14 protein-coding genes are annotated in these 12,015 nt (G+C 61.7%); 6 read left to right on the top strand and 8 right to left on the bottom strand.

What is annotated here, in order from left to right; all coding sequences use genetic code 11:
* The first annotated feature begins 72 nt into the window (after positions 1–72).
* From CO670_RS13825 to CO670_RS13810, 4 genes are all read left to right on the top strand, one after another.
* A complete protein-coding gene (locus tag CO670_RS13825) occupies positions 73–333 on the top strand; it encodes a type II toxin-antitoxin system prevent-host-death family antitoxin (protein ID WP_097590754.1) in 261 nt (86 codons plus the stop codon).
* Between the two features lie 2 nt (positions 334–335).
* Positions 336–722, top strand: coding sequence for a type II toxin-antitoxin system VapC family toxin (locus CO670_RS13820; protein ID WP_097590753.1), 387 nt, complete (start codon positions 336–338; stop codon positions 720–722).
* A gap of 180 nt (positions 723–902) precedes the next feature.
* Positions 903–1,808 (top strand): glycosyltransferase family 8 protein, encoded by a 906-nt coding sequence (locus CO670_RS13815; protein ID WP_097590752.1) that lies wholly within the window; start codon positions 903–905, stop codon positions 1,806–1,808.
* Between the two features lie 45 nt (positions 1,809–1,853).
* Complete coding sequence (locus CO670_RS13810; protein ID WP_097590751.1) at positions 1,854–2,723, top strand: 3-deoxy-manno-octulosonate cytidylyltransferase; 870 nt, start codon at positions 1,854–1,856, stop codon at positions 2,721–2,723.
* A gap of 22 nt (positions 2,724–2,745) precedes the next feature.
* Here the strand turns inward: CO670_RS13810 and CO670_RS13805 are convergent, their stop codons facing one another.
* Complete coding sequence (locus tag CO670_RS13805) at positions 2,746–3,843, bottom strand: calcium:proton antiporter (RefSeq protein WP_097590750.1); 1,098 nt, start codon at positions 3,841–3,843, stop codon at positions 2,746–2,748.
* A 231-nt stretch (positions 3,844–4,074) separates the two neighbouring features.
* Here CO670_RS13805 and CO670_RS13800 point away from each other — a divergent pair, with 231 nt between their 5' ends.
* Positions 4,075–4,362 carry a DUF2188 domain-containing protein gene (locus CO670_RS13800; protein ID WP_097590749.1) on the top strand — a complete coding sequence of 96 codons (288 nt, stop codon included), beginning with the start codon at positions 4,075–4,077 and terminating at the stop codon, positions 4,360–4,362.
* Here the strand turns inward: CO670_RS13800 and CO670_RS13795 are convergent.
* Positions 4,359–4,874 carry a GrpB family protein gene (locus tag CO670_RS13795; protein ID WP_097590748.1) on the bottom strand — a complete coding sequence of 172 codons (516 nt, stop codon included), beginning with the start codon at positions 4,872–4,874 and terminating at the stop codon, positions 4,359–4,361. The two genes, CO670_RS13800 and CO670_RS13795, sit on opposite strands and share 4 nt — an antisense overlap.
* Before the next feature lie 61 nt (positions 4,875–4,935).
* Positions 4,936–5,838: a LysR family transcriptional regulator gene (locus tag CO670_RS13790; protein ID WP_097590747.1), complete on the bottom strand. Its 903-nt coding sequence runs from the start codon at positions 5,836–5,838 to the stop codon at positions 4,936–4,938.
* 95 nt (positions 5,839–5,933) lie between these two features.
* Between CO670_RS13790 and CO670_RS13785 the strand changes: the two genes are divergently transcribed.
* Positions 5,934–6,953 (top strand): NAD(P)H-binding protein, encoded by a 1,020-nt coding sequence (locus CO670_RS13785; protein WP_097590842.1) that lies wholly within the window; start codon positions 5,934–5,936, stop codon positions 6,951–6,953.
* Here the strand turns inward: CO670_RS13785 and CO670_RS13780 are convergent.
* The 5 genes from CO670_RS13780 to trxB all read right to left on the bottom strand — a co-directional run bounded on the left by CO670_RS13780 (position 6,950) and on the right by trxB (position 11,802).
* Positions 6,950–7,750 carry an aminoglycoside phosphotransferase family protein gene (locus CO670_RS13780; RefSeq protein ID WP_097590746.1) on the bottom strand — a complete coding sequence of 267 codons (801 nt, stop codon included), beginning with the start codon at positions 7,748–7,750 and terminating at the stop codon, positions 6,950–6,952. The two genes, CO670_RS13785 and CO670_RS13780, sit on opposite strands and share 4 nt — an antisense overlap.
* Positions 7,751–7,827: 77 nt before the next feature.
* The gene (locus CO670_RS13775) at positions 7,828–8,952 is read right to left on the bottom strand and encodes an alkene reductase (RefSeq protein ID WP_097590745.1); all 1,125 of its coding nucleotides are present in this window, start codon (positions 8,950–8,952) and stop codon (positions 7,828–7,830) included.
* A gap of 108 nt (positions 8,953–9,060) precedes the next feature.
* Complete coding sequence (locus CO670_RS13770; RefSeq protein ID WP_097590744.1) at positions 9,061–9,354, bottom strand: metalloregulator ArsR/SmtB family transcription factor; 294 nt, start codon at positions 9,352–9,354, stop codon at positions 9,061–9,063.
* 554 nt (positions 9,355–9,908) lie between these two features.
* The gene (locus CO670_RS13765; protein ID WP_004671024.1) at positions 9,909–10,805 is read right to left on the bottom strand and encodes a LysR family transcriptional regulator VtlR; all 897 of its coding nucleotides are present in this window, start codon (positions 10,803–10,805) and stop codon (positions 9,909–9,911) included.
* A 22-nt stretch (positions 10,806–10,827) separates the two neighbouring features.
* A complete protein-coding gene (gene trxB / locus CO670_RS13760) occupies positions 10,828–11,802 on the bottom strand; it encodes a thioredoxin-disulfide reductase (RefSeq protein WP_097590743.1) in 975 nt (324 codons plus the stop codon).
* Between the last annotated feature and the right edge of the window lie 213 nt (positions 11,803–12,015).

Genomic DNA, 12,015 nt, shown 5'->3' with positions numbered 1-12,015 from the left:
AGGCCTGCCGGTGACGGCGGGCCTTTTTGTTGCGGCGTTGACGATGTGGCTGCATGTAGCTACATTTGTGGCATGAAGACCGTTACGATCCGCGACGCAAAGAACCGCCTGACCGAGCTTGCCCGCGAGGTCGAGGAAGGCGAGACCATTGTCGTGACGCGCAATGGCCGGCCGGTCTTCGATCTCGTGCCGCATCAGAAGCGTGGCGGTTTGAATCTCGAGGCCGGCGAGGCCTATCTCCGTTCTAAGGGCATCACGAGGACGGAGATGTATATTGCCGACGACTTCGACGATCCTCTGCCGGAAGATTTCCTTTTGAAACCGCTGCCGTGACCATGCGGGTCCTGCTTGATACGCACATGGTGATCGCGATTGCGCAGAAGCAGCTGACGGAACGTTTTCCGCGCGTCAAGCAGCTGCTTTCGGACCATGCCGCCAGCGGCTTTGTCAGCGTTGCCAGTCTCTGGGAAATTGCCATCAAGACGAGGCTTGGGAAATTACAGCCGGGATTGCCACTGGAGACCATTCCCATCTATCTTCGGGAGACCGGGCTGAGGATCCTTCCCGTCGACGTCCCGCACGTCATCACTGCTGCCGATCCCGAGCCGGAGACGCGCGATCCCTTCGACCGCTTGCTGCTGGCACAATGCAAGGTCGAGGGCTTGCAGCTCGCGACGGTCGACCGTTTGCTCGTCGGCCATCCGCTGGCGCTGCGGCTGTAGGCTCACATCTCGATTCAAGGCCTTGCGGCATCGATTCCGCTTCGCCTCGCAAGTCGTTGAATTCCGATTCAAATCGTGACGGGGGCACCAGTGGTGCGGGTGATCTCAGGTTGCAGGCGGCCGCCAAACCAACTAGATATCCGGCATCAAGTTCAAGTTGCCGCTTTGGGAGGCCGGATTTTGCAGCTGAGTGCCGTCATCGTCTGTTCCGACGTCAACATGCTGCCGGCTGCCTGCTGCACGCTGCTTTCCGTCAAGCGCAATCTGGCGAGCGCCGGTGTGGAGTTCCTGCTTCTCGGCATCGACCTCAAGCCGAACGAGGTCGCCGAGGTCGAGAGTTTCGCGCGTCTGCATGGTATGACGATCAGGGTGCTGCCTTATGCGACGCCGGAGACGGGACTGCAGGCGCGTGGTCGCTGGTCGAGGGCTACGCTGGCGCGGCTCTATATGGATCTGCAAATCCCCGGGAATATCGAGCGCCTGCTCTACCTCGACGCCGACGTGCTGGCGGTCGCTCCCGTCGACGAACTCTTCACCAGGGACCTCCAGGGCAAGGCGCTTGCCGCCGTCGATGACTATGTCATGGCCTTTCCCGAGAAATCGGGCGCGCGGCAGCGCAAGATCGGCATGGGCGAGGGCGGACGCTACTTCAATGCCGGCGTCTTGCTGTTCGACTGGTCGGTCTGCCGGGAGAGGGGTCTTTTCGCCAGGACCCGGGAAATCTTCGAGGAGCGGTCGCATCTGTTCGAGAACAACGACCAGGATGCGCTGAACGTCACCTTCGACGGCAACTGGCTGGTGCTCGATCCGCGCTGGAACACACAGACGGGGCTTTTGCCTTTCGTCGAGCGGCCGGCCATCTTTCATTTCACCGGCCGCAAGAAACCGTGGCAGGCGAGCGTTCCCTGGGTGCATCGCCGGATGGCCAAGCGCTATGCCGAGGATCTCCGCAATACGCCCTGGGCGTCCTTCTGCAGGCAGCCGTCGGCGGCGGGCCGGGTTGCCGGTTTCTTCTCGCATGTGGGAAAGCAGATCGGCGGGCTGACGCGGCTTGCAAGGATGCGCGCCTATTTCAGCAACAGCTAGCGAGGCGGGCCGAGCGGATCGTCCAAGGAAAGTGCATGTGAGCCGATGGAATCAATGCCGAGCGATATCAGGACCGTGGCCGCCGGAGATGGCGGGGTGAATCTCTTGACACCGGAAGCGTGGAAAACGCTGCTGTCGCGCTATTCCCATGTCGTGCTGGTGGCAAACAGCGAAGCTGTCGATTTCGAACGGCTCAGAAGCGAGCTGCCGGAGACGGCGCTCTACGTGTTCTTCAACAATGTCTACAAGGTGCTCGACGAACCGTTTGCCGGTCATGCGGTGCTGGTCGCCCGTAGCGGTGTGATGGGCGCCAATATCGTCCACCGCCGTGAGGTTGGGGACGTTCTGCGCTTCTTTGCCGGCGACGACTTCCTGGGCGTCATCAATATTCGCGTCTCCCCGGAGGAAAACTTCAGCGAGGAGAGCCGCTTCAATGGCGCCAAAGCCCGCCACCTCGACCTGACGCAGATGCTCGCCGATCTCTACCCGCAGGGCAAGATCGCCACGAGCGGCTTTGCGATGGCGCTCTGGCTCGCCGACCTGAAGCTGCCGGGCAAGATCCTGCTGGCCGGCTTTTCGGCGAAGAGAAGCGAGAAGTGGAAGGTCTTCGACGTACATGACTGGACCTTCGAGCAGATCTTCCTGCGCCTCTTTGCCAGGATGGGCTCGATCTCGATGATGGGCGGCGTCGATGCCAGCCCCTATTCGGCGCTCGCCAAGCGCTTTCCCGACGTGCCGCCGATCGAGATCGCCATGACGGCGGCCGAAGTCCTGTCCGAGCGGCTTCACAATGCCAACAGCCAGATCGACCGGCTGATGTCCGTCACCAAATCCATCCGCGCCATCGAAAATTTCTTCCGGCGCTTCAAGCCGAAAACCCGCAAAGAGCGTTTCCTCGAAAAGTCCAAGGGATGAGTTTCGCCGCGGTGCTCTGACTTCAAAGGCTGAGCGCCGTCAGCATGATGAAGGTGGCGAAGAGGATGAAATGCGTCATGCCCTCGATGGCGTTGGTCTCGCCGTCGTTGAGGTTGATCGCCGCGGCAATCAGCGTGATCGTCACCATCACCGTCTGCACCGGCGTCATCGCCATGATGAAGGGCTGGCCGGTGTAGAGCGCGATCGCCTCCATCACAGGTACGGTGAGGATCACCGTCGACAACGAGGCGCCCATGGCGATGTTGACCGTCGCCTGCATGCGATTCCTGAGGGCTGCCCGCAAAGCCGTAAGGATCTCGGGGGCGGCCGATATTGCCGCGACGACGACGGCGGTGATGGCGATCGGCGCGCCGCTGTCGCGCAGACCTTCGCTCATGAAGGCCGACATGAACTCCGCCAGCAGGCCGATAATGACGACTCCGACGAGAATAGTGGCGATCGAGACCGCGGCCGACTCCTCGGAGCCGTCTTCGCCGTGACCTTCCTTCTTCCGCTCGGAGCGCGGATAGCTGTAGCTGAAGAAATAGCTGTGCTGGCCGACCTGCATGCGCAGGAAGAGGCCGTAGAGAGCGATCATCGCGACGATGGTGAAGGCGGAGTAATAATGCCATTTATCCCTCGGCACGAATTCCGGCACGATCATCGAGATGCCCATGGCGGTGAGGATCATCACGCCATAGGTCTTGCCGGAATTGTCGTTGTAGGGCTGCTCGCCGTGCTTGAGGCCGCCGAGCAGGGCGGCAAGGCCGAGAATGCCGTTGATATCGAGCATCAGGGCCGAATAGATCGTATCGCGCACGAGCGTCGGAGAGCTTTCGCCGGTCATCATGATGGCGAGAATGATGACTTCGACGGCGACAGCCGAAAGCGTCAGGATCATCGTGCCGTAGGGATCGCCGACCTTGACGGCGAGCAGTTCGGCATGATGGGCGACACGGATCGAAGCGAGCACGATGGTGGCGACCAGTGCCGCGGCGGCGATGAGCGCCAGGCCGCGCCCCATCTCCATGACCGTATGCTCCAGAAGATAGGCGGTCACCGCGGCGGCGAGCGCAATGACCAGAAACCTTTCCTCTTTCAGGCGCGACGCGATCTCCAAATCCCGGCTCCCGTTCCGTTTCATGCCTTTTAACTAAGTCACTGATTTCGGATGGGAAGCGTGCTCCGGGACTCTGCTATTTGCAGTCTTCGGCGTTTAATGGAATACTGAACGCCATCGGGGCCGGAAAGCAGATCGCGGCGTCCTCGAATTCTCGTCACGCGGCCGCGATGATCCGGACCCTGTCCGGAAGCATGCGCATGCGCAACAGGAAGATGAGGAGACGGATGCATGATCAAGGTGGTCTATGAAGTCGTGCCGCATGACGGCGGCTGGGCCTACAGGCTGGGAGGCGTCTATTCCGAGGCATTCCCGAGCCATGCCGAGGCGCTCGAGGCTGCGCGCATCGTCGCGGCCGAACAGCAGGTCGGCGGCGATTCCGCCGAGATCAGCTGGCAGGACGAAAACGGCAAATGGCATGAGGAATATGCCGAGGGCGGCGACCGGCCGGAAACAGAGGTGGTCGACGGCTTCTGGCAGGAACGCACGACTGGCGCCTCGCAGAGCGCCGGACGCTAATCGTCGCCTCTCAAAGCTCGCGTGACGATCGTATCGACGAATTCGCGTTTCTCCGCGGTGTAGCGATCGCCATCCATCCTGAATTCGGCTGCCAGCCTCAATTTGAGCGCGGCATAATCGGCCGCCGCCTCGGGATGCGCGATGAGATAATCCCGGAAAGCCAGCCTGTTTTTATGCGTGCGGTTGCCGACCGGACAAAGGTAGACGCGCTCCGCCGGCGCCAAACCTGTCGATAGAAATGCCCACATCTCGTCGTCATGACGGTTGCCGCGCGGCTCGTAATTTTCCGAGAGAAGCGCGCGGGTCGCATCCTCGATATGTTCGAGACCGGGAAGAACGATGTCGATATCGATGAGCGGTTTGGCGGCCATGTCGGGGATGGCGGTGCTGCCGACGTGATCGATGGCGAGCGCCTGCGGCAGCAGGGCCAGGAGCTTGCCCCGGATGCGCTGGAAGGCCTCCGGCCATTGCTTGTCATAGCTTACCAGTTCGACCGGCTTGTGCATCTTCATCTCCCGCGATTGCCCGGAGATTTACCCATGATTCTTGCCCGAAATCGATTGCGATTTGGGTTCACTCGCTGGTGGAATAGCGATGGTAGTCCTGGAGACCCTTGACCAGCGCGTCGAAAGTGGCGCGGCAGCGCGGCGAGGTTTTCAGGCTCTCATGCATGACCACCCAGGTGCCGAGCGGTATGCCGAAAGCATCGGGCAGGACATGAACGAGATCGGGGTTCTCGCGGGCCAGTCCGATCTGGCAGATGCCGATGCCGACGCCGGCGCGGATCGCGGACAGCTGGGCGAGATTGCTGTCGGTCCGGTAGGAGAATTTGATGCCTTCCGGCGCCGGATAGCGTTTCATCACCAGACGGACATAGGCCGTCTGCCGGTCGAAGCCGATGAGCCGGTGGTTGGCGAGATCCGCCATGGTTTCGGGGATGCCGTGCCGCTCGAGATAGCGGCGATGGGCGTGGAAGCCGAGCGGAATATCGCCGATGCGGCGCACGATGAGCGCATCCTGCTGCGGCTCGGCCATGCGCACGGCGATATCGGCTTCGCGGTTCACCAGATCCTCGATCACATCGGATGCCGAGAGCTCGATCTGGAGTTCCGGATAGGTCTCCTGCAGGTTCCCAAGTATTTTCGGCAGCACCTCGACGGCGACGACCTCGCTGGCGCTGACTCTCACCGTTCCGGCAACGCGCTCACGCTCGCCGGAGGCGGTGCGCAGGAGCGCGGCTGTGGTTGCGGCCAGCGTCTCCGCATAGGGTTTCAACGCCTGTGCGGCGTCGGTCGGCAGCAGGCCGTTCGGCGAGCGGATGAAAAGCTCGGCGCCGATCGCTTTTTCCAGCGCATCGACATGGCGGCCGATCGTCGGCTGGGTCAGCCCGAGTTCACGCGCGGCGGCCGAAAGCGAGCCCTGCTGAAGCACGGTCAGGAAACTGCGGTAGAAATCCCAGCTCGGTTCGATATCCATATATTTTCGTATATCAGATGCACTTATTTCGTCAATTTTGTTTATCGTTTTCCAGGCGCATACTCCCTCTCATGCAGTCGAAGGAGATGATTGTCATGAGTGGAGATATGAAGACGGCCCTCGTGCTCGGCGCGACCGGCGGTATCGGCGGCGCGGTGGCGCGCAAGCTCTCGGCGCGTGGCTGGCGCATCCGGGCGCTCAACCGCGATGCGGCCAGGGCAGCGAAGAAGGAGCCGGTATTCGAGTGGGTGCAGGGCGATGCGATGAAGGCCGGCGACGTGCTGAGGGCGGCCGAAGGCGTTCGCCTGATCGTCCATGCCGTCAATCCGCCGGGCTATCGCGACTGGGAAAGCCTGGTGCTGCCGATGCTCGACAACAGCATCGCCGCTGCCTCAGCCGTCGGCGCCCGCATCGTGCTGCCGGGCAACGTCTATAATTTCGGCCCCGATGCCCTGCCGGCGCCGACGGAAGAAAGCCCGCAGCATCCGCTGACGACGAAAGGGGCGATCCGCGTCAAGATGGAGAAGCGGCTGGAGGCGGCGTCGCAATCCGGCGCCGGCGCCATCATCGTCAGGGCGGGAGATTTCTTCGGCCCGGGCACGACCGCAAACAGCTGGTTCTCATCGGGTCTGGTGACGCCGGGCAAGCCGGTCGGCAAGATCAGGAATCCCGGGCGGCGCGGCGTCGGCCATCAATGGGCCTATCTGCCCGACATGGCCGAAACCGTCGTCCAGCTTGTCGAGCGGGCCGACCGACTGCCGCCTTTCGCCGCCTATCAGATGGAGGGTTTCTGGGACGCGGACGGCCTGCAGATGGCGGAAGCGATCAAGCGCGTTGCCGGCGGCAGAGCGAGGATCGGACGGTTTCCCTGGTGGATCGTGCCGCTCGCCGCGCCCTTCGTTCCGATCATGCGCGAGATCAAGGAGATGCGTTATCTCTGGAAGGTGCCGCTCAGGATGAGCAACGCCAAGCTTGTCGCCGAACTCGGCAAGGAGCCGCAGACGCCGATCGACGAGGCGGTGCGGGCGTCGCTCGTGGCGCTTGGCTGCCTCCCCGAACCGCATCATGACGCGGCGACGGCCTTCATCGGCCATTCGCTGCAGAAGGCGCGCTAAGCCGCAAGTTCTGAAAGCGCGATGCGGGCGACGGTCAAGGCTGTCTCGGCCTGTTCAACGTTCGGATCGCCGAGGAACCAGGCGGCGGAAAGGCCGGAATAGGCGGCGATCCATTGCAGCAGCCGTTTCGGTTCCAGCCGGGCCTCCGCGGAGACGACGGCGAGCTGGCGGCGGAAACGGGCTGGATCGGTAATGGTTGGCAGTTCTTCATTGGCGAAGATATTGGCGAAATCGAAGCCGCGCTCGCCATGGAGCCGCTTGGGATCGATCGCCAGCCAGCCGCGCGCCCCGAAATCGAGAATGTTCTGGTGATGGATATCGCCGTGGAGGACAGCGGGTTCGCGCGGATCGGCAAGGAGGGCATTGGCGATTGCCGAACAGTCGGCAAGCGTGCCGCCATGTTTGCCGGCGGCCGGTTCGAGATCGCGGAACCAGCGGGTGAGGGGAATGGGATCGGGAAGCGGCTTTTCGCGCGGTGCATGCAGCCGCGCGGCGGTCCGGCAGAGGATGCGGCTCGCTTCGTCGTCCTCGCCATCCATCGCCATGGAAAGCAGCGAGCGTTTTCCCATTGCCCTTTCCAGGAGCACGGCATCGTCCTCATGGGCATAGACGTGAGCCGCGCCGTCGCCGTCCCACCATTGCATCAGCCGTGCGCCGTATCGTTCGTCGATATCGGTTGCCACTTTCAGCATGGCGGGCCTGTCCCGCCAGAGGACCGGCAGCAGGCGGCTCGAATGGGTGATGATGGGCTCGCCGTCTGAGATCAGCGACCAGCGTTCGAGATAGGAAGCGAACATGGCGACACCCTACAAAGATGCGTTGCAAATGAAAATCCCGCCTTTCGGCGGGATTTCGCAGTTCGCATCCTGAAGGCTCAGGCGACCTTTTCGAGCGTGGGATAGTCGACATAGCCCTTGGCAGTGCCGCCGTAGAAGGTCGACTGGTCGGGTGTGTTGAGCGGCAGCTTCTTTGCCAGCCGTTCGACCAGATCGGGATTGGCGATGAAGGGCTTGCCGAAGGCGACGAGATCGGCGCGGCCGCTTTCGGCGGCGTCGATCGCCAGGTCGCGGTCATAGCCGTTGTTGACCATCCAGCTCGCCTTGCCGCCGGCCTTTTCATAAGCCTGGCGCAGCGCCTTGTAATCGAAGGAAGGGTTGTCGCCCTGACGATAGTCGCGATCGCCGCCGGTCTGGCCTTCGATGACATGGATATAGGCAAGGCCGTATCTCGCCAGGCCCTCGACGACATGGGTGAAGGTCGCCTGCGGATTGGAATCGTAGCTTTCGCCCGATGGCGTCACCGGCGAGATGCGGATTGCGGTGCGGCCTGCGCCGATTTCCTTGACGATCGCGTCGACGACCTCGAAAGCCAGGCGGGTGCGGTTTTCGATCGGGCCGCCAAACTGGTCGGTGCGGTCGTTGACGCCGTCGCGGATGAATTGATCGAGCAGGTAGCCATTGGCGCCATGGATTTCGACACCGTCGAAGCCGGCGTCGACGGCGGCACGGGCGGCCTTGCGGTAATCCTCGATGATCCCGGGGATTTCGGAGGTTTCCAGCGCGCGCGGCTCGGAGGTATCGGCGAAGCTGCCGCCGCCGTCGGCATTGACCAGATAGGTTTTAGCCTTAGCGACGCGATTGGTCGAGGAGACCGGCTTGCCGCCGTTCGGCTGCAGCGTCGTGTGCGAGATGCGGCCGACATGCCACATCTGGACGACGATCTTGCCGCCGGCTGCGTGGACGGCGTCGGTCACACGCTTCCAGCCATCGAGCGCTTCCTTGCTGTAGAGGCCGGGCACGTCGGCATAACCTTGGCCCTGATGGGTGATCGCCGTCGCTTCGGTGATGATCAGGCCGGCCGTGGCGCGCTGGCGGTAATATTCGACGTTGAGGTCGTTGGGGATCGCGCCCGGGGAGCGGTTGCGGGTGAGCGGCGCCATGACGATGCGGTTCTTGACGGAGATGTCGCCGACCTTGGCGGGTTCGAAAAGCTTGGCCATGATGGTCCTTTCTTTTGCGGGGGAGGATCACTTCGCAGGGATGAGGGCGGTCCGGCCCCTGGCGGAGGGATTGGTGAGAGCCGGCGGTCCGAGGCCTATGAGGATCAGCTAAAGATCTTCCGTCAGCTGCTTGAGGAATGCCGCGATCGTTTCTTCGTCGCGCTTGTAGAAGATCCACTGGCCGACGCGCTTGGTGGTGACGAGGCCGGCGCGATGCAGCGTGCCGAGATGGGCAGAGACCGTGGACTGCGACAGACCGCAGCGCTCGAACTGGCTGGCGCAGACGCCCATTTCGAAAGGATGCTCCTGCGAGGGGAAATGTTCCCCCGGGTTTTTCAGCCAGCTCAGAATGTCCATCCGGGTGGGATGGGCAAGCGCCTTCATGATCTCGTCTTTATCCATCGTCGTTTGCCGAACTATAAATCGTGTTTGATCGATATATTGATCGGCTCAAGGCGATATGCAAATCACAGAGGCGTGAGAGCGCAGCTTTTGGCGATTGAGCAAATTTTGGGCAAAAAAAAGAGGGCCACCGGAAAACCAGGGCCCTTTGAATTGTGAAGGTCAATAACCTCCAGAGGGGAACAGCTAATGCGGTGGTACTGGGAGAGAAACCACGAAATGCATCAGCTGAGAGGGATATGGTGCTTCCTTAGGCAGGTTTCAATGCTTTTTTGTGCATGCCTGCTATGCGCCGCACAAATTTTTTGCGGTGCGGCATTTCCCAGTGAGCAAAGGCAAAAAAAAGAGGGCCGCTGGAAAACCAGGGCCCTTATAAGTGTGAAGGTCAAAAACCTCCAGAGGGGAACAGCTAATGCGGTGGAACTGGGAGGAAAAGCCACCATGTGCATCAGCTATGTGCGATATGGTGGTTTAATGGGCAAACGGCAACCCACATTTGTGCATGCCAGTCATGCGCTCTTTGCATAGTATGGAAAACATTCCATAAATCTGGCTTAAAAGTTCCAGTTTCTAGCCTTGCTGACGATAAAATCGCGGAAAGCCTTCAGCTTGGCGGCATTCTTGATCTCGTCAGGGTAGCAGAAATAGGTGTCGAAAGACGGCACGTCGGCATTGATCGCCAGCTGAATCAGGCCGGGATCGCGGCCGACGATGTAATCGGGCAGGCAGGCGACGCCGATTCCGAGCAGGCAGGCGCGTTTGATCGAGGTCTGGCTGTTGATCTGCAGATGCGGAATGCGCTTGTTGTCGGAGGAGCGTCCGGCAACCTCGAGCCAGTTGACGTCGAGCAGGTAGCTCGGCGCCGGCTCGCCGAAGGTGATGATGCGGTGATTGTCGAGATCCTCGATCTTCTGCGGCTCGCCGTGTCGATTGATGTAGGAGGGGGCCGCATAGACGTGCATGTGCACGGTGAAGAGCTTGCGCTGGATGAGGTCGGATTGCTGCGGCTGGCGCAGGCGGATGGCGCAATCGGCATGGCGCATGTTCACATCCACTTCCTCGTTGTCGAGGATGAGCTGGATCTGCACATCGGGATAAAGCTGCAGGAATTCCTGGATCTTGTCGGTCAGCCAGCCCTGGCCGAGACCGACCGTGGTCGTGACACGCAGCTTGCCGGACGGCGTCTCGGTCGTCTCGGTGAGCTGCATCTTGACGGTTTCGAGCTTCAGCAGCACGTCATGGGCGGTGCGGTAAAGCAGCTCGCCCTGTTCCGTCAGGATCAGGCCGCGCGCATGGCGGTGAAACAGCTTGGTGCCGACATCCTGCTCCAGCGCGCTCACCTGGCGGCTGATGGCCGATTGGGACAGATGCAGCTTATCCGCCGCATGCGTGAACGAACCCGCTTCGGCAGCTGCGTGAAAAATACGCAGCTTGTCCCAATCCAGTGGCATTCCCCCGCCTCTCATGCCGATCTTACTCCGCGGCCACGGCGACAGGCATGTGGCCTGTCAGATATCGCTCGGCTTCAAGTGCTGCCATGCAGCCCATGCCGGCGGCGGTGATTGCCTGGCGGAACGTATCGTCCGTCACGTCGCCGGCGGCATAGACGCCCTCGAGGCTGGTCGCGGTCGAATCCGGCGCGGTCCAGAGATAGCCGTTGTCCTTCAGCTTCAGCTTGCCCTTGAAAAGCTCGGTCGCGGGCGCGTGGCCGATGGCGACGAAGACGCCGTCGACCGGCATTTCCGTGATCGCGCCGGTTCTGACGTCGCGCAGGCGCGCGCCGGACACGGACTGCGGCATCGGGGGCTTGGCCGGCGTGCCGGTGATCTCGGCCACTTCCGAGTTCCAGAGCACCTTGACGTTTTCCTTGGCGAACAGTCGTTCCTGCAGGATCTTCTCGGCGCGGAACGAGTCGCGGCGGTGCACGACCGTTACCGACTTGGCGATATTGGAGAGATAGAGCGCCTCTTCGACGGCGCTGTTGCCGCCGCCGACGACGATCACGTCCTTGTTGCGATAGAAGAAGCCGTCGCAGGTGGCGCAGGCCGAAACGCCGAAGCCCTGGAAATGCTGCTCGCTCTGGATGCCGAGCCACTTGGCCTTGGCGCCGGTGGCGATGATCAGCGTATCGGCGGTCCAGACCTGGCCGCTGTCGGTGCGGGCGACGAAGGGACGCTGGTTCGTGTCGACTTCGGTCACGAGGTCGTTGACGATCTCGGCGCCGACATGTTTTGCCTGCTGCAGCATCTGCTCCATCAGCCAGGGGCCCTGGATCGGATCGGCAAAGCCCGGATAGTTCTCGACATCGGTGGTGATCATCAGCTGGCCGCCCTGTTCGAGGCCGGCGATCAGGACCGGCTTCAGCATGGCGCGCGCGGCATAGACCGCGGCAGTATAGCCGGCGGGTCCGGAACCGATGATGAGCACCTTTGTGTGGCGGGCGGGCATGTCATTTCCTTTCGACTGGCAGGAGGGCGGCGGCTAAATAGCGATTACGGCCGTTTCGCGGTCCATGCGCCATTTATGAACGTCCAATGCTATTATTCAAGGGCAGCCTTGCATTACCAACAAGGCAAATCGCCTTGATGTGCAAGAATCCGTCATCGGCTTGAAACTTTCTTGCGTATTCCGCGGCTTTATATAGAAGCTCGCCGCGAAGAA

Origin of the sequence: Rhizobium sp. J15 (assembly GCF_002531825.1) — a bacterium.
GTDB lineage: Bacteria > Pseudomonadota > Alphaproteobacteria > Rhizobiales > Rhizobiaceae > Rhizobium.
Note: the sequence above shows the minus strand (reverse complement) of the source record. Positions and strands in the feature narration are given on the sequence as shown.